This is a genomic window from Pseudomonas sp. F2, assembly GCF_057174385.1.
In genome coordinates, this window is the sequence record NZ_CM169904.1 from 5,908,496 (window position 1) to 5,927,228 (window position 18,733).

The window sequence follows — 18,733 nt, forward strand, 5'->3', positions numbered from 1 at the left end:
AATGGAATTTTGTAGGAGCTGCCGCAGGCTGCGATCTTTTGATTTTGCTTTGAAATGACCACCCGGCCCGCAGCTGTTCCCAAATCCCTCAAGGGCTGGAACAATGCGGGCCACTTTGTAGAGCGTTTTCGCGGGGGAGTTGCGGGTGCAGATTCAGGGCCATTACGAGCTTCAATTCGAAGCGGTGCGCGAGGCTTTCGCGGCACTGTTCGACGATCCCCAGGAACGCGGCGCAGCGCTGTGCATCAAGGTCGGCGGAGAAACCGTCCTCGACCTCTGGTCCGGTACGGCCGACAAGGACGGTACCGAAGCCTGGCACAGCGACACCATCGCCAACCTGTTCTCCTGCACCAAGACGTTCACTGCGGTCACCGCGCTGCAACTGGTGGCCGAAGGCAAACTGCAACTGGACGCACCGGTTGCCCGCTACTGGCCGGAATTTGCCGCCGCTGGCAAAGAAACCGTCACGCTGCGCCAATTGCTCTGCCATCAGGCCGGTCTGCCAGCGCTGCGCGAGTTGCTGGCGCCCGCCGCCCTCTACGAATGGCAGACCATGGTCGACGCCCTCGCAGCCGAAGCGCCGTGGTGGACGCCGGGCACCGGTCACGGCTATGCCGCCATCACTTATGGCTGGCTGGTCGGGGAGTTGCTGCGCCGTGCTGACGGTCGTGGGCCGGGCGATGCCATCGTCGCCCGTGTCGCCAAGCCGCTGGGGCTGGATTTCCACGTCGGTCTGGCTGACGCAGAGTTCCACCGTGTGGCGCATATTGCTCGCGGCAAGGGCAATGTCGGCGATGCCGCGGCCCAGCGTCTGCTGCAGGTGACTATGCGCGAACCGACCGCCATGACCACTCGCGCCTTTACTAATCCGCCGTCGGTGCTGACCAGCACCAACAAACCGGAATGGCGGCGCATGCAGCAGCCGGCCGCCAATGGTCATGGCAACGCGCGCAGCCTGGCCGGTTTCTACGCTGGCTTGCTCGATGGCAGCCTGCTCGAAAGCGAATTGCTCGAAGAACTGACCCGCGAACACAGTTACGGCGAAGACAAGACCTTGCTGACCCGTACCCGTTTCGGCCTGGGCTGCATGCTCGATCAGCCGGACATGGCCAATGCCACCTATGGCCTCGGCCCGCGGGCGTTTGGTCATCCGGGGGCGGGCGGTTCGGTGGGTTTTGCTGATCCCGAGCATGATGTCGCGTTCGGTTTTGTGACAAATACCCTTGGGCCTTACGTCTTGATGGATCCGCGCGCGCAGCAACTGGCGCGGGTACTTGCCACTTGTCTGTAAAGCGTTACATGAGGTTCCAGGGTTGGAACCAGATTCGGATTTTTGATTCAAAGCGTCTGTTTATCCGGGCAAAAGAGCTCTGATCTTTCATTACTTCACTTTGTGGATTTTCAATGTCATCCAAAAAAACTCTCGCCCTGGCCCTGTGCGTTGCAATGACCGGTTGTGCACAGACTCCTAAAAACGATGCGGACGGCGGCAGCTGGTGGCCGTTCGGATCTTCCGACAAAGTGGCGGCCAAAGAGCCGGCCCCGGCTCCGGCCCCGCTCAAACCTGCCGCTACTGCTCCAGTGGCCAAGACTGAAAGCAGCAGCCACTGGTACTGGCCGTTCGGCAGCTCCGATGACGCGGCGGCCAAGGCCGAGGTGAAACCTGAAGTCAAACCAGAAGCAAAACCGGCGGTAGTGGCCAAGGCCGATGCTGACACCGGCACAAAGTGGTGGTGGCCGTTCGGCGGCAAGGATCAGTCCACGGCGAAAGTGGTGCCGATGCCTGACCCGAAAGTCACTCAGGCCTGGCTGGATGACTACGAGCCGCGCCTGCGTGCAGCGATCAAGGACAGCAATCTGCAACTCGAGCGCCGTGACAACGTTCTGGTGGTGATCGCGCCGGTTGAAGGCTCGTTCAACCCGAAACGTCCAGCGATGCTGTTGCCGGTGACTCTCAGCCCGTTCACCAATGTCGCGAAAATCCTCGAAGCCGACCCGAAAACTGCAGTTCTGGTGCTTGGTCACAGCGACAACACTGGCGCCGCGCCGGCCAACGTCAAGCTCAGCCAGGAGCGCGCTCAGTCCGTGGCGGCAATCTTCCGCCTGAGCGGCTTGCAGCGTGATCGCCTGATGCTGCGCGGCATGGGTGGCGATGCCCCGCGTGCGGCCAACGACAGCGCCGAAGGCCGTGCCCTGAACCGTCGCGTCGAACTGCTGGTGACCCCGCAGAACACCATGGTGGCCCTGCTGAGCAAATACAACATGCCGGCGCCCGCACCGACCACGATGCTTGCCGCACAGGACGTCAAACCGGCAGCCAAACCGGTAACCCCGGCGCCGGCCGCTTCGAAGGCCGCCGTACCTGCAACCAAAAAGGCTCCGGCGAAGAAAGCCGCTGCCAAGGCACCAGCGAAGAAGGCGGCGACCAAGGCTCCGGCGAAAACCCCAGCCAAGAAAACCGCTCCGGCCAAAGCCGCGACGACTGACAAGAAAGTTGCCGCCAGCGATACTTCCAAGCAGTGATCCGCTAACGAAAAGGAATGCGCCATGACCCAGGCTCTGGCAGATATGCGTCGTGATTACACTCGGGATGGTCTGACCGAGGCGCAAGCACCGGCTGAACCCTTTGCGTTGTTCCACCAGTGGTTCGCCGATGCGGTGAAAACCGAACAGGCGCCGGTGGAGGCCAACGCCATGACCCTGGCCACGGTCGATGCGGACGGTCGCCCGCACTGCCGCATTCTGCTGCTCAAGGGCCTGGACGAGCAGGGCTTCACCTTTTTCACCAATTACGACAGCGCCAAGGGCCAGCATCTGGCAGCCAACCCGTTGGCTGCCATGACGTTCTTCTGGCCGACCCTGGAGCGCCAGGTGCGCATCGAGGGGCGTGTGGTGAAAGTCACGCCTGCTGAGTCCGATGCTTATTATCAGGTGCGTCCGCTGGGCAGTCGGCTCGGAGCCTGGGCTTCACCGCAGAGCCGGGTGATCAACGGGCGCGGCGAACTGGAAGAGTTGCTCAAGGCCACCGAGCAGCGTTTCAGCGATACGCAACCGCACTGTCCGGAACACTGGGGCGGTTATCGCCTGCTGCCTGAGCGCATCGAGTTCTGGCAGGGCCGTCCAAGTCGTCTGCACGATCGCCTGAACTACCGTCAGCAGGGTGCCGACTGGATTCTTGAACGTCTGGCGCCTTAAGCAGTCTACCGAGCGGGATAGCTTGCCGCAGCGGCCTCAAGCCACTTCGGCAGGTCCCGACGCTTGATCTTCTGCACGCGGGCATCGGCCAGTCGTTGCAGCATGAAGGCGCGTTTGTCTTCATCCTTGCCCGCCAGCGACAGGGCCAGATCACGATCCATCCAGCGTTTGATCCGCACGTACAGCCACCCATGGAAGTACAGGCCGGCGACGGTGGTGACGAAAATGATCAGGTAATCCATGAAAATCCTTGGGTTGGCAGGGCGGATTGGGCGATTTGGCGCTACTGTTGGGTGGGGCTGCAGGTGCCTGTACCGGGCCTGAATAAAATCAAGTTTATCCGGGCTGCGTCGTGACAGGCGTCAAGCAGCGGGGTTTAATGAACACCTGTTCTTTTGGAGTTGATGCTATGCGTAAGTCTGTTCTGCTGGTTGCTTCTTTTTCCACGATGGCGATGTTGCTGACCGGCTGCCAGTCGAGCCTGACCGGTGACTCCTACTCCCGTGACGAAGCGCGTCGTGTGCAGACGATTCGCATGGGCACCATCGAATCCCTGCGTCCGGTGAAAATCGAAGGCACCAAGACCCCGATCGGCGGCGCTGCAGGCGCAGTGGTCGGCGGTGTCGGTGGCAGCGCCATCGGTGGCGGCAAGGGCAGCATCGTTGCGGCGGTCATCGGCGCCGTGGCCGGCGGCCTGATCGGTTCGGCCACTGAAGAGGGCCTGACCCGCACCCAGGGCGTGGAAATCACCGTGCGCGAAGACGACGGCAGCATGCGCGCCTACGTGCAACAGGTTCAGGAAAACGAAGTGTTCCGTGTCGGTGAGCGCGTACGCATCTCCACCGTCGGTGGCACCAGCCGCGTTTCGCACTAAGCGCGAACGAGCGGTGAAAGAAAACCCCGATCAGGTGACTGGTCGGGTTTTTTTGTTTTTGGATTTCTCGGTGCGATGCTTACATCTCAATACCAATAAACAATTCCAGGTTGGTTGGAATGAACTCATCAGTCAGCATCGCAATCTGTTGCGCCTGCTCTGCAGTCAACAGCCATTCTCCTTCTGCCATGGCGTTGAGGCTCTTGTGGCCTAGGAGCTTCACGATCCGGTCGTTAAAAGCAGGATCAACGTCCAGTTCATACTTGAGTGAGCTATCGTCGAAACTGTCGGGTAAGAACCCTGTGATGCACAAGTACATAAGCACCTCTTGATTACTTGGGAGTGGTTCGCCCGGGTTTGGCAGGTTTTGTCTGTTCGCCAGTTTGAGGATTGAACTCTCCAAGGTGTTTCCCCAGTTTGTCGTACATTTCTACCGTTCCGTGTTGGCTATCCCACTCAAAAATGCGTCCTTTGAGATCTTTCCAGCGCTTACGACGAGCGCCGCCACCTTGTACGCTGAGAAGCCGTAGCCCCGCAGACTGCCGTCGGCCTGTTGTTCGACGCGCAGGCGCACGTGGGTGCGCGCCTGGTTGAGGCTGCGCAGTTGCTCGTCGCTATAGAGTGCGCTGTCGCCGAGGCTGGAAGGCATGAGCAGCGCCACCAGTCCTGCCAGGGTGGCGCTGGCCGTTCCGGCGGCGATGGCGGGTAGCGCCTCGAAGGCGGCGCCGGCCAGGGCGAAACTGCCGAATCCGGCGGGAATGGCTGTGGCGCCGATTTTCTTCAGGGCAACGCCGCCCGTTTCATCGCTTTCGCGTGCACCCAGCAGGATCAGCTCGCCGTAATCCTTGAGGCTGTCGGTCGGCACCATCCCCGAAGGATTTGCGTAGTCGATGATCGCGTCCGGCAATTTGCAGGACTTGGCGAACACGCATCCGGCACGCACCGGATCTGGCTTTTGGGCCGCTATCTCGCGGCTGCGCTCAAAGGCCTCCTGCCGCGCCAGCATGGCGTCGTAAGCATTTTGGCGGGCTTCGCGCTCGGCCAGTTCAGTGGCCGTCATGTAGCGCCAGGTGACGTGATGACCGTCGCCCGCCGGCGGGTTGGGGACCCGGGGAATGTCCTTGTTGCGAGCCACTGAGCGTCCTTTCGTTTATCCATCGACAACCCTTCGAAAGGGCTGCAAGACGTTAACGAAGCGGATAATGGCTGGCTGTAGGACGGGTCTTTGATTAAGTGCGGATTATTCGCTATTTGTCAGGCAGGAATTCGAGCAGGCTGCTTCAGCGCAAAGAACGGGGAGAAAGGTTCTGCGCAATGACTGCAAAAGCCTGATACCCATTTGCACAGAACCTGGCAGTTGGTGGATGAATTGAGCCTCAGCTGTATCTGTGAGGCTTGCAGGTTTTTTCCTATGCTTGAGCGCTGAGCCTGTGACGAGGCAATTCCTGCCCGAATCAACGAGAACATGACCATGAGCGACAACCGACAGTGGGCCCGTGAAGCGATCCGCATCATCGAAGCGGACTTCCAGCGCAGCGCCGACACCCATCTGATCCCCTTGCCGCTGCCGGGCTTCGCAGGCATCGAGTTGTACTTCAAAGACGAGTCGAGCCATCCCACCGGCAGCCTCAAGCATCGCCTGGCGCGCTCGCTGTTCCTGTATGCGTTGTGTAACGGCTGGCTCAAGCCCGGCGCGCCGGTGATCGAGGCGTCCAGCGGTTCGACGGCAATTTCCGAAGCGTATTTCGCGCGCATGCTTGGCTTGCCGTTTATTGCGGTGATGCCGGCGACCACTTCGAAAGAGAAGATCGCGCAGATCGCCTTCTACGGTGGCCAGAGCCATCTGGTTCAGGATCCGACGCAGATTTACGCCGAGTCCGAACGTCTGGCCCGCGAGCATGGCGGCCACTTCATCGACCAGTTCACCTACGCCGAGCGGGCCACCGACTGGCGGGCGAACAACAACATCGCCGAGTCGATCTTCCAGCAGATGCGGTTCGAGAAACATCCGGAACCGAGCTGGCTGATTTCCAGCCCCGGCACCGGCGGCACCACCGCGACTCTCGGCCGTTACGTGCGTTATCGCCAGCACTGCACCCGGGTGTTGTGCGCCGATGCCGAGCGCTCGGTGTTCTTCGATTACTACCAGACGGGCGACGCGAGCCTGCGTCTGGACTGCGGTTCGCGGATCGAAGGCATCGGTCGGCCCCGGGTCGAGGCGTCGTTTCTGCCGCAGGTGATCGATGCGATGGTCAAGGTGCCGGACGCCTTGTCGCTGGCGGCCATGCATTATCTGGCGCAGCGTCTGGGACGGCATGTCGGCGGGTCGAGCGGCACCAACCTGATCGGCGCGCTGATGGCGGCGCAGCAGATGAAAGCGGCGGGGGAGTCGGGGTCGATCGTGGCGATTCTGTGCGATGGCGGCGAGCGCTATGCCGATACCTATTACGATCAGGACTGGCTGAAGGCGCAGGGCTATGAGCTGGAGGGGTTGATTGCGGCGGTGGCGGCGAGTGCCGAGAAAGGTGAGCCGTTGCCGACCTCGGTGTTGCGCGCGAATATCTGATACACCGAAAACCACTGTGGGAGCTGGCTTGCCAGCGATAGCGGATTGTCAGTCAACATCAATGTCGAATCTGAGTCCGTCATCGCTGGCAAGCCAGCTCCCACAGGATTGCGCGTTTTGCAGATTTGGCTGATCAGGCTTCCAGGCCGAGAATATCCCGCGCCACAGCTTCCGCAATCCGAATCCCGTCGACACCCGCCGACAGAATCCCGCCCGCATACCCCGCGCCTTCACCGGCCGGGAACAGACCTTTGACGTTCATGCTCTGCAGCGACTCGTTACGCGTGATGCGCAGCGGCGACGAAGTACGGGTTTCGATGCCGGTCAGTACGGCATCGTGCAGCGAGTAGCCACGAATCTGCTTCTCGAACGCCGGCAACGCTTCGCGGATCGCTTCGATGGCGAAGTCCGGCAGCGCCAGGGCCAGGTCGCCCAGGGCCACGCCCGGTTTGTACGAGGGCTCGACTTCGCCCAGTTCGGTCGACGGGGTGCCGTTGATGAAGTCGCCGACCAGTTGTGCGGGGGCCTTGTAATCGCTGCCGCCGAGGATGAACGCGTGGGATTCCAGACGCTCCTGCAACTCGATACCGGCCAGCGGGCCACCCGGGTAATCGACTTCCGGAGTGATGCCGACGACGATCCCGGAGTTGGCGTTGCGCTCGTTACGCGAGTACTGGCTCATGCCGTTGGTGACCACGCGATTCGGCTCGGACGTCGCCGCCACCACGGTGCCGCCCGGGCACATGCAGAAGCTGTAGACCGAACGGCCGTTCTTGGCGTGGTGCACCAGTTTGTAATCGGCAGCGCCCAGCTTCGGGTGGCCGGCGTACTTGCCCAGCCGCGCACGGTCAATCAGCGACTGCGGGTGTTCGATGCGGAAACCCACCGAGAACGGCTTGGCTTCCATGAACACGCCACGGCTGTGGAGCATGCGGAAGGTGTCGCGGGCACTGTGGCCGAGGGCCAGGATCACGTGTTTCGAATGCAGGGTTTCACCGCTCGCCAGTTCGACGCCGACCAGTTGGCCGTCTTCGATCAGCACATCGGTGACGCGCTCCTGAAAGCGTACTTCGCCGCCCAGGGCGCGGATCTCTTCACGCATGGTCTCGACCATGCCGGTCAGACGGAAGGTCCCGATGTGCGGTTTGCTGACATAGAGAATCTCTTCTGGCGCGCCGGCCTTGACGAATTCGTGCAGGACTTTGCGGCCGAGGAACTTCGGATCCTTGATCTGGCTGTACAGCTTGCCGTCGGAGAACGTGCCCGCGCCGCCTTCGCCGAACTGCACGTTGGACTCGGGGTTGAGCACACTTTTACGCCACAGACCCCAGGTGTCCTTGGTGCGCTGGCGGACTTCGGTGCCGCGTTCGAGGATGATCGGCTTGAAGCCCATCTGTGCCAGCAACAGGCCGGCGAAGATCCCGCACGGGCCGAAACCGACCACGATCGGGCGCTGGTTCAGGTCGCTCGGCGCCTGACCGACGAATTTATAGCTGACATCCGGCGCCACATTGACGTTACGGTCGTCGGCGAACTTGCCCAGCACCTTGGCCTCGTCGCGCACGGTGAGGTCGATGGTGTAGATGAAGCACAGTTCGGAGGACTTTTTGCGCGCGTCGTAGCTGCGCTTGAACAAGGTGAAATCGAGCAGGTCATCGCTGGCGATGCCCAGGCGCTGCACGATGGCGGCACGCAGGTCTTCTTCGGGATGGTCGATTGGCAGCTTGAGTTCGGTGATTCGTAACATGGCGAGGATCCGGATTCGCGGGGCGCACAACTGCGCCAGGGCGTTTGAAGGCCGCGATTATAAGCCGCAAAGGCCGGATCCGGTGAGGCTAAAACGCTCAGTCGTTGCGCGATCCGCCGAAATACCCGCAACCACGCTCGACCTTGCCGTCGATGCGCAGCTCGGCGCTCATGTGCTGCACGCTGCCGGTGCTGCTGTCGACGCAGCGTTGCGGCGCGACCCATAACTCGATGCGCTGGTTGTTGGCTTCGCTGCTGAGGTTGAAGCGGCCGTCGCCCAGTTGTTCTTCGACATACGGCACGGCCAGCGCCGGTTGGCCTTCACGGTCGATGACCATGCCCTTGCCACTGACTTTGACGTTCCACTCGGGACCGTGGCCGGCGGCACGCAGGATCAACAGCTTGAAATTCGGGTCATCGCAGGCGGTGCCGGAACGTTCGACGCGATACAACTGGCCGAGGTCGAGGCGGTCGCCGGCGATCTTCCCGCGTACATCGGCAAACAGCTTGCCCTGCTGATCGGCGAGGGTCGCGGCCTCTTGCAGCACGCTGGTGCCGCCGATGTCATTGACCACGTACTGACGTTGTTCGCCACAGGGCTGGAACACCAGTTTGCCGTCGGCCGCCGTCAATTGCCCCTGCATCCGGGATTGCCCGACATGGGATGCGCTTTCGCGCGGGCCATCAAACAATTGGCAGGCGGCGAACAATGGCAGCAAGGCAACAACGATCAACGAACGGGCAACACGCATCTTCGGCTCTCCAGACAAGTGCTGCCACGTTACGCAGGCTGACCGTCGATCACAAGACTTGAGTGGCCGGTTCAGGCTGGCTATTGAGTTGCCCGTTACCCGCCAGCATAGTGGCGTACCTGTGCGGGCATGGATTGATGGTGCATGAAGCAAAACCCTTCGGTATTCCCTGAGCGGCTGTACGCGCTGGACGCCCTGCGCGGCATCGCGGCATTGGCGGTAGTGTTCTGGCATTGGCAGCACTTCTTTTTCCAGGGCGCACTGCCTGGCCCTTTGCAGCGTGAAGACCAACCGTTGTATAGCCTGTTTTCACTGTTCTACCGCCACGGCGGCGATGCGGTCTCGCTGTTTTTCAGTCTTTCGGGGTTTATCTTCTTCTGGCTGTTTTCCAAAGGACTGGCGCAACGGGAGATCAGCGGCAAACAGTTTTTCATGGAGCGTTTCAGCCGGATCTATCCACTGCATCTGCTGACGTTCCTGGCGGTCGCCCTGTTGCAGAAAATCTATAGTGCGCACACGGGGAATGCGTTCGTGTATCCGTTCAATGATGCCTGGCACGCGCTGCTCAATGTGTTTCTGGCACCCGCGTGGGGGTTGGAGCAAGGCTGGTCGTTCAACGGCCCGGCATGGTCGATATCGGTGGAGGTGTTGCTGTACGCAGGGTTTTTCCTGCTGTGGCGTTACTCGCCGGCGCCGCTGCTGCTCAGTGCGTTGTTGATTGCCGTGAGCCTGTGGGTGTTTCCGGCACAGTACAAAATCAGTCTCGGGGTGTTCGGGTTTTTCTGTGGCGGCCTGGGTTACATCGCTGCGGACTGGCTGTTGCGGCGCTTTGATGTGCGCTGGGTCGCTGCCGGCCTGGTACTGGCCTGCGGGGCTGGCTGGTGGTGGTGCGGCGGCGATGCGGCGCAATCACCGCTGGTCAGGTTTGCCGTGCTGTTTCCATTGACCATTGTTGCCGTCGCCGCTTGCCACCCATGGTTGCAGTCGCTGGCGCGCCGTGTGTCCTGGCTGGGGGACATCAGTTTCGCCGCCTATCTGCTGCACTTTCCCTTGCAAATTGTCGCGGCGCTGTTGGCCGATAAATTTCTGCCTGGACGCGCCGTTTTTTATCAGCCGTGGAGCCTGCTGTTGTTTTTTGCGGTGCTGATCGGTAGCAGCCTGTTGTGTCACTACGGGTTCGAGCGCCCTGTGCAACGTTGGATACGCCGACGTACAGTGGGACACAACAAGGTTGCCGCGATGGCCCGTTGACGCCCCCTGCCTACGAGGCATTCAGCCTACGTGAAAGGTCTGCCCTGTTTGCAGACCTTCGACACTTTTCGCGTAGGCCAGCGCCACATCCGCCGCCGGCACCGGCTTGTAGCCACGGAAGTACGGGGCGTAGCTGCCCATGGCTTCCAGCAGCACCGTCGGGCTGATCGAGTTCACCCGCAGACCGCGCGGCAGTTCGATGGCGGCGGCTTTGACGAAGCTGTCCAGTGCGCCGTTGACCAATGCCGCCGAGGCGCCGGTACGGATCGGGTCGTGGCTGAGCACGCCGCTGGTGAAGGTGAACGAGGCGCCGTCGTTGGCGTATTCGCGGCCGATCAGCAGCAGGTTGACCTGGCCCATCAGTTTGTCTTTCAGGCCGAGGGCGAAGCTGTCGGCGTTCATCTCGCCGAGTGGGGCGAAGGTCACGTTGCCGGCTGCGCAGATCAGCGCGTCGAACTTGCCGGTTTGCTCGAACAGCCGGCGAATCGAGTCGCTGTCGCTGATGTCGACCCGGAAGTCGCCGCTGCTGCGACCGATACGAATCACTTCGTGACGCTGGCTCAGCTCTTTATCCACGGCCGAACCGATGGTGCCGGCGGCACCGATCAACAGAATCTTCATGGGACTGTTCCTCAATGGGTTGAACGAGGTTTCAGTCTAGAGTGGTTTTTTCTGCGGATAAGCGCACTAATAGGCAACCTTTGGTTTTCAAATGGAAACAGTCCATGAGTGAAATGGATGATCTCGCGGCGTTCGCGGTGTTGATCGAGGCCGGCAGTTTTACCTTGGCAGCGCAGCAGCTGGGTTGCAGCAAGGGCCAGTTGTCCAAACGTATCAGTCAGCTGGAGGCGCAGTTTTCCGTGGTGTTGCTGCAACGCACCACGCGCCGCTTGAGCCTGACGGCGGCGGGCGCGGCATTGTTGCCGCAAGCCCAGGCGCTGGTGGTGCAAGTGGAGCGGGCACGTCAGGCGTTGGCGCGTTTGAAAGACGACATGGCCGGTCCGGTGCGGATGACAGTGCCGGTGTCGCTGGGGGAAACGTTTTTCGACGGCTTGCTGCTGGAGTTCTCGCAGAAGTATCCAGAGGTGCAGATCGAGCTGGAGCTGAACAACCACTATCGCGACCTGTCCCGGGACGGCTTCGATCTGGCGATTCGCTCCGAGGTGGCCAATGACGAGCGGTTGGTGGCCAAACCCCTGCTGGCGTGGCAGGAAATGACCTGCGCCAGCCCGATATACCTTGAACAATTCGGCGCACCGCTGACCCCGCAGGAGCTGGCCGAACACCGCTGCCTGCTCAACAGCCATTACAGTGGCCGCGAAGAATGGCTGTATCACCAACAGCACGAATTGCTGCGGGTGCGGGTGTCGGGGCCGTTCGCCAGCAACCATTACAACCTGCTGAAGAAAGCCGCCCTGGCCGGCGCCGGTATCGCACGGTTGCCGTCGTATCTGCTGCAAACGGAACTGGCTGACGGCCGGTTGCGCTGGCTGTTGCGCGATTTTCAGACGCGCCGGATGCCGATGTATCTGGTCCACCCCTATCAGGGCGGGTTGCCCAAACGCACGCAGGTGCTGGCGGATTATCTGATTGGCTGGTTCAAACGCAGCGGCGAGGCACTGGATCGCCTGGCGCATTGACTACGATGCCCGTGATAACCGTGATACCTCTGTAGGAGCTGCCGAAGGCTGCGATCTTTTGACCTTGAAAATCAAAAGATCGCAGCCTTCGGCAGCTCCTACAGAGACATCAGACATCAGCGTTTGTAGTACCTGGCGATCATGTGATCGATCGACAATTTCCCCGGCCCGGTCGCCATCAGGTACAGCAACACCGCCGCCCAGGTGCCATGGGTCGGATAGGCATCGGGATAGACGAACACCTCGATGACCAGCGTCATGCCCAGCAGCGCCAACGCTGAAAATCTCGTGGCGAAGCCGATCAATATCAGCACCGGGAAAAAGTGTTCGGCGAACGCTGCCATGTGCGCGGCGATTTCCGGTGCCAGCAGCGGTACGTGGTATTCGCTCTGGAACAACGGAATCGTCGAGTCCGCCAAGTGTGGCCAGCCGAGTTGAACGGTGCCATCGATCAAATCGATGGCCAGGCCCTCGACCTTAGTCTGCCCGGACTTCCAGAACACCGCGGCAATCGAGAACCGGGCGATGAAGGCGATCAGGCTGTGGGGAATCTTTTCCATTAGCCCGATGGCGCGAGTGATGAGGTTGTTCATGGCGATACCTTGTTGTTCAGGTCGGTGATGGCGTGGTGGCCGATCAGCAGGGCGAGGGTCTGCGGCAGATCGAAGGGCGGGCTGTCTTGCGCCGCTTGCAGCAGCGGTCGGTGATGGAGCAGATGGCGGATGAATACGCTGGCGCCGTGATCGAGGGCAAAGACCTCGACCTCCAGACCGTTGCGCAGCACCAGTGCGTGTTGCCCTTGATGGATATCGATACCCGCCAGTGTGGTGTCCTGCTGATGTGCGGCCCAGATCGAAACCACTGCGTAGGCGGAGTTGAGCAGGTGCAGCGAGGGATGCAGGGTGATGTTCAGTTCCGCCAGTGTTTGCGGATCGGCCAGTGCAGCGCTGATCTGTTGCGCACTGACTGTCGCCGCATCGGCGGCGTGATAAGCGCGGGTGCGCAAGCGTTCGAGCCGTGCGACATCGGCGAGATACGGCACCCCGGCCGCCGGTTCGAATGCATCAATGAAGTCCGCCAGTCCGTCACCATAACGGCTCATCAACGGACTGTGCGGCGGCTGCTGCTGAATAAAAATGCTGGCCATGCCGCGAAAGAATTCTTCGCCGACCAACTGCTGCACCACCGGATAACTGTCGGCCAGCGCGTTGATCAATGAGCCTTGCACGTTATTGCGATACACCGAAAACCGGCTGGCAGGATCAGCGCCGTTGGCACTGTACAGGCCAGCGGGGCAGGGCAGGTGAGTGTCGAGCAGGGCGGCGCTGAAGTCGGCTTGAGTGCTCATGGCTGATTCCTTGAGCGCCGCAGCAACGCTTCGGCCTGCTGCGCCTCGGCCAGCAGCACGTTGAACGCCGGGAGGTGATTGTCCCGTTCGATCAAGGTTGCCACCGGGCCAACACGTTCGAGTGCCTGTCGGTATAACGCCCAGACGGCATCATCAACCGGCGCGCCGTGATCATCGATCAGCAAGCGATCGCCGAGGCTGTCGGCGTCTTCGGCGAACCCGGCCAGGTGAATCTCGCCGACAGCGTGTAATGGCAGCGCCTCGAGGTAGGTCAGTGGATCGCGTTGATGATTGATGCACGAGACGTAGACGTTGCTGGCGTCAAGCAGCAGACCGCAACCGCTGCGGCGGATCACCTCGGTGATGAACGCCGGCTCATCGATGGTCGAGCGCTCGAAGCCAAGATAGGTCGCTGGATTTTCCAGCAGCATCGGACGCTTGAGGGTGTTCTGCACCTGGTCGATATGCGCGCAGACGCGGTCAAGCGTCGGCGTGTCATACGCCAGCGGCAGCAGGTCATTGAGGAACACCGGGCCGTGGCTCGACCAGGCCAGGTGTTCGGAAAAGGCTTGCGGTTGATAACGCTCGATCAGTGTTTGCAGGCGTTGCAGGTGTTGCAGATCCAGTGGCCCCTCGGCCCCGATCGACAGCCCGACGCCGTGCAGCGACAGCGGATACTGCTCGCGGATCAACCCGAGAAAATGATGAAACGGACCGCCGTCGACCATGTAGTTTTCGGCGTGGACTTCGAAGAAACCGATGTCCGGTCGGGTGCCGAGCACTTCACGAAAGTGCCCGGTCTTGAGTCCCAGCCCCGCGCGGGGCGGGAGCCCGCAGAGGGCTGCCCGAGTGCGCGGTGGGACAGGTTCGTTGAGGGTGAACATGAGCGTCACTCGGGCAGGTCGTGGATCAGGACTTGGCTTTGAAGGCTTCCATCTGACCGAAGCCGGTCGGCGAGGTCTTGCTCTCGGTGGTGGTGCAGGTGCCTTTTGGCACGAACTTCCAGGAGTTGGTCTGGTAATCCATTTTCGCGGTGCCGGCACATGTGGTGCCTGCGCCTGCGGCGCAATCGTTGTGACCCTTCATGGCCACACCGAAGCATTTTTCCATGTTGCTGTTGTCGGCGGCGTTGGCGCTGGAAACGGCAGTCATGCTCAGGGCGGAACCAAGAGCCAGAACCAGTGCAGCGGCGGACAGGGTGCGAGTGGTAGCAGTCATGATGTTTCTCCAGATTTGAGCTTGGGTTTTACAAGCGAAGTGCGCTTGCTTACCCCACTAGAGAACGCTCATGGCGATGCGTTACAGCGCAGCTGAAATTTTTCAGAAAAAATGCAAAACCCTGTAGGAGCTGCTGCAGGCTGCGATCTTTCGACTTTGATTTTTAAACCAGAAGCCAGATCAAAAGATCGCAGCCTGCGGCAGCTCCTACACGGAGGATGTGTGAGGTATAAAAAAACGGCCCGAAGGCCGTTTTTTTGTTCAGCGAAAAGCCTCAACCGCCGAGGTACGCCTCGCGTACTTTCGGGTCGGTGAGCAGTGCTTCACCGGTACCTTGCATGACCACGCGGCCGTTCTCCAGAACGTACGCACGGTCAGCGATTTTCAGCGCCTGGTTGGCGTTCTGCTCGACCAGGAACACCGTTACACCGTCCTTGCGCAGTTGTTCGATGATGTCGAAGATCTGCTGGATGATGATCGGTGCCAGGCCCAGCGACGGCTCGTCGAGCAGCAGCAGTTTCGGCTTGCTCATCAGCGCACGGCCGATGGCGAGCATCTGCTGTTCGCCGCCGGACATGGTGCCGCCGCGCTGGTTGAAGCGTTCTTTCAGGCGCGGAAACAGGCCGAGGACCTTGTCCATCTGCTCCTGATAGTCGCCCTTGTCGGTGAAGAAACCGCCCATCGACAGGTTCTCTTCAACGGTCAGACGGGCAAACACCCGACGACCTTCCGGCACCACGGCGATGCTCTTGCGCATGATCTGCGACGAGTCCTGGCCGACCAGTTCCTCACCCATGTAGCGGATGCTGCCGCTGTGCGCCTGCGGCGAACCGCACAGCGTCATCAGCAGCGTGGACTTGCCGGCACCGTTGGCGCCGATCAGGGTCACGATCTCGCCCTGACGGACTTCGACGTTGACGCTGTGCAGGGCTTGGATCTTGCCGTAGAAGGTGGAAACGTTTTCGAACTGCAGCATTTACGCTTCCCCCAGGTAGGCTTTGATCACTTCAGGATTGTCGCGGATCTGTTCCGGCGTGCCATTGGCCAGCGGCGTGCCCTGGTTGATCACGACGATGTGGTCGGAAATGCTCATGACCAGTTTCATGTCGTGTTCGATCAGCAGCACGGTGACGTTGTGCTCTTCACGCAGCACGCTGATCAGCGCCTTGAGGTCTTCGGTTTCCTTCGGGTTCAGGCCGGCGGCCGGTTCGTCGAGCATGAGGATCCGCGGACGGGTCATCATGCAGCGGGCGATTTCCAGACGCCGTTGCTGACCGTAGGCCAGGGTGCCGGCGGTACGGTTGGCGAACTCTTTCAGGTTGACCTTTTCCAGCCAGTATTCGGCGTATTCCATGGCCTCGCGCTCGCTCTTGCGGAACGCCGGGGTCTTGAACAGGCCGGACAGGAAGTTGGTGTTCAGGTGACGGTGCTGCGCGATCAACAGGTTCTCGACCGCCGTCATGTCCTTGAACAGCCGCACGTTCTGGAAGGTGCGCACCACGCCCTTGAGGGCGATCTTGTGCCCCGGCAGACCCTGGATCGGCTCGCCGTCGAGCAGGATGCTGCCGCCCGATGGCTGGTAGAAACCGGTCAGGCAGTTGAACACGGTGGTCTTGCCCGCGCCGTTCGGCCCGATCAGCGCCACCACTTGTTTCTCCTTGACGGTCAGGGCCACGCCATTGACCGCCAGCAAGCCGCCGAAGCGCATGCTCAGGTTTTCGACTTTCAGGATCTCACGGCTCATTTTCGCAACTCCATGTGTGGGCGTTGCATCGGCAGCAGACCTTGTGGACGCCAGATCATCATCAACACCATCAGCGCACCGAACATCAACATCCGGTATTCGCTGAACTCACGCATCATTTCCGGCAACAGGATCATCACCACGGCCGCGAGAATCACGCCCAGCTGCGAGCCCATGCCACCCAGCACAACGATGGCGAGGATGATCGCCGACTCGATGAAAGTGAACGATTCCGGCGTCACCAGTCCCTGACGAGCGGCGAAGAAGCTGCCGGCGAAACCGGCGAAGCTCGCACCCAGGGTGAACGCCGACAGCTTGATCACGGTCGGGTTGAGGCCAAGCGCACGGCAGGCGATTTCGTCTTCACGCAGCGCTTCCCACGCACGGCCGATCGGCATGCGCAGCAGACGGTTGATGATGAACAGCGCCGCCAGTGCCAGCAACAGGGCAACCAGGTACAGGAAAATCACCTTGTTGATCGAGTTGTATTCGAGGCCGAAGTACTCGTGGAAGGTTTGCAGGCCTTCCGCCGCTTTGCGTTCGAAGGTCAGGCCGAAGAACGTCGGTTTCTCGATGTTGCTGATACCGTTCGGACCACCGGTGATGTCGGTCAGGTTACGCAGGAACAGCCGGATGATCTCGCCGAAACCCAGGGTCACGATCGCCAGATAGTCACCGCGCAGACGCAACACCGGGAAGCCCAGCAGGAAGCCGAACGTCGCCGCCATCAGGCCGGCAATCGGCAGGCAGATCCAGAAGCTCAGGCCGTAGTAGTGCGACAGCAGCGCGTAGCTGTAGGCGCCGACGGCATAGAAGCCGACGTAACCCAGATCGAGCAGACCGGCCAGACCCACCACGATGTTCAGGCCGAGGCCGAGCATCACGTAGATCAGGATCAGCGTGGCAATGTCCACCGCGCCACGCGAGCCGAAGAACGGCCACACCAGCGCACCCAGAATCAGCGCAATGATGATGTAGCGCTGCGTGGTCGGCAGGGTCAGGAAGTTGCTGGCCTTGGCCGGGATCAACGGCAGGCCCGGCGAGGATTTCCACGCCTTGCTGATCTGCTGGTTGAACAGCACCCGCAGGAACATCAGCACCGAGCAGATGGCGATGGTCGCCAGAATGGCCGGGCTGGTGCCGTGCACTTCGAGGTTGATGCCGACGATGGTCAGTTTGAGACCGAGTACCGGGTAGGCCACGGCCCACACCAGCAAGGCACTGAACAGTGCCTGTTTAAGATTCCTAGTCATACTTTCTCAACCTCCGGACGGCCCAGAATGCCGGTCGGACGGAACAACAGCACCAGAACCAACAAGCCGAAAGCCACGACGTCCTTGTACTGGTCGCCGAAGATATCGGCGCCAAAGGCTTCCGCCACCCCGAGCACCAGCCCGCCGAGCATGGCGCCGGGGATGCTGCCGATGCCGCCCAGTACCGCAGCGGTGAAAGCCTTGAGGCCGACGAGGAAACCGGCGTTGGGGTTGATCACGCCGTACTGCATGCTCAGCAGCACAGCCGCAACGGCTGCCAGCGCGGCACCGATGACGAAGGTCAGGGCGATGATGTTGTTGGTGTTGATGCCCAGCAGGTTGGCCATCTTGATGTCTTCGGCGCAGGCGCGGCAGGCGCGACCCAGGCGAGAGCGGGAGATGAACAGCGTGAGGCCGAGCATGGCGACCAGGGTCACCACGAACACCACGATTTGCATGTAGGAAATCAGCACTTCATGTGCGCCACCTGGCCCGATGGAGAAGTTGCCGGGGATCAGGTTGGGGATGGATTTGTCCTTGGAGTCTTGCGCGAGCAGAACCGTGTTCTGCAGGAAGATCGACATACCGATCGCGGAAATCAGCGGGATCAGACGGTTGCTGCCGCGCAGGGGGCGGTAGGCAATCCGTTCGATGCTGTAACCGTAGGAACTGGTGACGACGATGCTCGCGATGAACGCGGCGGTCATCAACAGCGGGACGTTGTCGATTCCCATCATGGCCAGCCCGGCGATGGCGATGAACGCCACGTAGGAACCGATCATGTACACCTCGCCATGGGCGAAGTTGATCATTCCAATGATGCCGTAAACCATCGTATAGCCGATGGCGATCAGGGCATACGTGCTGCCAATGGTCAGGCCATTAACCAGCTGTTGGAAGAAGTGATAGATGTCAGGCATTACAACGCTCCTAAAAACCTGATACGCATTTCACTGGTGGAGTCATTTTCCCGCCCGGCCCCGTGGATCTTTATCCACTTCGAATCCGGGTTTTGCCAGCGAACCGCTGATGACGGTTTTGAGATTTTCAGGTGGGGAGACTGGCGGATCACGCCAGCGCGGCCCATACATTCGTAAAACAAAGCCCACGGCACGCCGTGGGCTTTATTGGCAGTCAGTCAGGGCG

20 protein-coding genes and 1 pseudogene are annotated in these 18,733 nt (G+C 60.9%); 7 read left to right on the forward strand and 14 right to left on the reverse strand.

The window, feature by feature from the left end:
- The first annotated feature begins 145 nt into the window (after nt 1-145).
- The 3 genes from AC193Q_RS26660 (at nt 146) to pdxH (ending at nt 3,195) form a co-directional block, all read left to right on the forward strand.
- Nucleotides 146-1,291, forward strand: coding sequence for a serine hydrolase domain-containing protein (locus AC193Q_RS26660; RefSeq protein ID WP_121184101.1), 1,146 nt, complete (start codon nt 146-148; stop codon nt 1,289-1,291).
- A gap of 113 nt (nt 1,292-1,404) precedes the next feature.
- The gene (locus AC193Q_RS26665; RefSeq protein WP_121184103.1) at nt 1,405-2,523 is read left to right on the forward strand and encodes an OmpA family protein; all 1,119 of its coding nucleotides are present in this window, start codon (nt 1,405-1,407) and stop codon (nt 2,521-2,523) included.
- Nucleotides 2,524-2,547: 24 nt separating this feature from the next.
- The gene (gene pdxH, locus AC193Q_RS26670) at nt 2,548-3,195 is read left to right on the forward strand and encodes a pyridoxamine 5'-phosphate oxidase (protein ID WP_041070601.1); all 648 of its coding nucleotides are present in this window, start codon (nt 2,548-2,550) and stop codon (nt 3,193-3,195) included.
- A 5-nt stretch (nt 3,196-3,200) separates the two neighbouring features.
- Here pdxH and AC193Q_RS26675 read toward each other — a convergent pair whose 3' ends face one another.
- Nucleotides 3,201-3,437, reverse strand: coding sequence for a hypothetical protein (locus AC193Q_RS26675; RefSeq protein WP_047292092.1), 237 nt, complete (start codon nt 3,435-3,437; stop codon nt 3,201-3,203).
- A gap of 167 nt (nt 3,438-3,604) precedes the next feature.
- Here AC193Q_RS26675 and AC193Q_RS26680 point away from each other — a divergent pair, with 167 nt between their 5' ends.
- A complete protein-coding gene (locus AC193Q_RS26680; RefSeq protein WP_007969461.1) occupies nt 3,605-4,069 on the forward strand; it encodes an outer membrane lipoprotein in 465 nt (154 codons plus the stop codon).
- Between the two features lie 79 nt (nt 4,070-4,148).
- On the opposite strand, the gene AC193Q_RS26685 is transcribed toward AC193Q_RS26680, so the two are convergent.
- On the reverse strand, nt 4,149-4,472 hold the full coding sequence (locus AC193Q_RS26685) for a pyocin S6 family toxin immunity protein (protein WP_476285276.1): 324 nt from the start codon (nt 4,470-4,472) through the stop codon (nt 4,149-4,151).
- A pseudogene (locus AC193Q_RS26690) lies at nt 4,402-5,204 on the reverse strand (colicin E3/pyocin S6 family cytotoxin). Before AC193Q_RS26690 ends, AC193Q_RS26685 begins: the two are co-directional and overlap by 71 nt.
- A gap of 336 nt (nt 5,205-5,540) precedes the next feature.
- On the opposite strand from AC193Q_RS26690, the gene AC193Q_RS26695 reads away from it, so the two are divergent.
- Nucleotides 5,541-6,635: a PLP-dependent cysteine synthase family protein gene (locus AC193Q_RS26695; RefSeq protein ID WP_047292103.1), complete on the forward strand. Its 1,095-nt coding sequence runs from the start codon at nt 5,541-5,543 to the stop codon at nt 6,633-6,635.
- Nucleotides 6,636-6,768: 133 nt separating this feature from the next.
- On the opposite strand, the gene AC193Q_RS26700 is transcribed toward AC193Q_RS26695, so the two are convergent.
- Both AC193Q_RS26700 and AC193Q_RS26705 read right to left on the reverse strand, forming a co-directional pair.
- A complete protein-coding gene (locus tag AC193Q_RS26700; RefSeq protein WP_041070589.1) occupies nt 6,769-8,382 on the reverse strand; it encodes an NAD(P)/FAD-dependent oxidoreductase in 1,614 nt (537 codons plus the stop codon).
- A gap of 97 nt (nt 8,383-8,479) precedes the next feature.
- Complete coding sequence (locus AC193Q_RS26705) at nt 8,480-9,133, reverse strand: COG3650 family protein (protein ID WP_121184107.1); 654 nt, start codon at nt 9,131-9,133, stop codon at nt 8,480-8,482.
- A gap of 144 nt (nt 9,134-9,277) precedes the next feature.
- Between AC193Q_RS26705 and AC193Q_RS26710 the strand changes: the two genes are divergently transcribed.
- Nucleotides 9,278-10,384 carry an acyltransferase family protein gene (locus tag AC193Q_RS26710; protein WP_121184109.1) on the forward strand — a complete coding sequence of 369 codons (1,107 nt, stop codon included), beginning with the start codon at nt 9,278-9,280 and terminating at the stop codon, nt 10,382-10,384.
- A 21-nt stretch (nt 10,385-10,405) separates the two neighbouring features.
- Here the strand turns inward: AC193Q_RS26710 and AC193Q_RS26715 are convergent, their stop codons facing one another.
- On the reverse strand, nt 10,406-11,005 hold the full coding sequence (locus AC193Q_RS26715; RefSeq protein ID WP_121184111.1) for a short chain dehydrogenase: 600 nt from the start codon (nt 11,003-11,005) through the stop codon (nt 10,406-10,408).
- Between the two features lie 104 nt (nt 11,006-11,109).
- Here AC193Q_RS26715 and AC193Q_RS26720 point away from each other — a divergent pair, with 104 nt between their 5' ends.
- Entirely contained in the window at nt 11,110-12,024 is a 915-nt protein-coding gene (locus tag AC193Q_RS26720) for a LysR family transcriptional regulator (RefSeq protein ID WP_121184113.1), read from the forward strand.
- A gap of 116 nt (nt 12,025-12,140) precedes the next feature.
- Here AC193Q_RS26720 and AC193Q_RS26725 read toward each other — a convergent pair whose 3' ends face one another.
- The 8 genes from AC193Q_RS26725 to livH all read right to left on the reverse strand — a co-directional run bounded on the left by AC193Q_RS26725 (nt 12,141) and on the right by livH (nt 18,507).
- Entirely contained in the window at nt 12,141-12,617 is a 477-nt protein-coding gene (locus AC193Q_RS26725; protein ID WP_121184115.1) for a DoxX family protein, read from the reverse strand.
- Entirely contained in the window at nt 12,614-13,372 is a 759-nt protein-coding gene (locus AC193Q_RS26730) for an HvfC/BufC N-terminal domain-containing protein (protein WP_483879012.1), read from the reverse strand. The genes AC193Q_RS26725 and AC193Q_RS26730 overlap by 4 nt, the downstream gene beginning before the upstream one ends.
- The gene (gene bufB / locus AC193Q_RS26735) at nt 13,369-14,256 is read right to left on the reverse strand and encodes an MNIO family bufferin maturase (RefSeq protein ID WP_483879013.1); all 888 of its coding nucleotides are present in this window, start codon (nt 14,254-14,256) and stop codon (nt 13,369-13,371) included. Before bufB ends, AC193Q_RS26730 begins: the two co-directional genes overlap by 4 nt.
- 25 nt (nt 14,257-14,281) lie before the next feature.
- A complete protein-coding gene (locus AC193Q_RS26740; RefSeq protein WP_121184121.1) occupies nt 14,282-14,590 on the reverse strand; it encodes a BufA1 family periplasmic bufferin-type metallophore in 309 nt (102 codons plus the stop codon).
- Nucleotides 14,591-14,864: 274 nt separating this feature from the next.
- Complete coding sequence (locus AC193Q_RS26745) at nt 14,865-15,566, reverse strand: ABC transporter ATP-binding protein (RefSeq protein WP_003222380.1); 702 nt, start codon at nt 15,564-15,566, stop codon at nt 14,865-14,867.
- On the reverse strand, nt 15,567-16,334 hold the full coding sequence (gene livG, locus AC193Q_RS26750; RefSeq protein WP_047292124.1) for a high-affinity branched-chain amino acid ABC transporter ATP-binding protein LivG: 768 nt from the start codon (nt 16,332-16,334) through the stop codon (nt 15,567-15,569).
- Entirely contained in the window at nt 16,331-17,587 is a 1,257-nt protein-coding gene (locus AC193Q_RS26755; RefSeq protein WP_047292126.1) for a high-affinity branched-chain amino acid ABC transporter permease LivM, read from the reverse strand. The genes livG and AC193Q_RS26755 overlap by 4 nt, the downstream gene beginning before the upstream one ends.
- On the reverse strand, nt 17,584-18,507 hold the full coding sequence (livH, locus tag AC193Q_RS26760) for a high-affinity branched-chain amino acid ABC transporter permease LivH (RefSeq protein ID WP_027614381.1): 924 nt from the start codon (nt 18,505-18,507) through the stop codon (nt 17,584-17,586). The genes AC193Q_RS26755 and livH overlap by 4 nt, the downstream gene beginning before the upstream one ends.
- Nucleotides 18,508-18,733 lie beyond the last annotated feature (226 nt).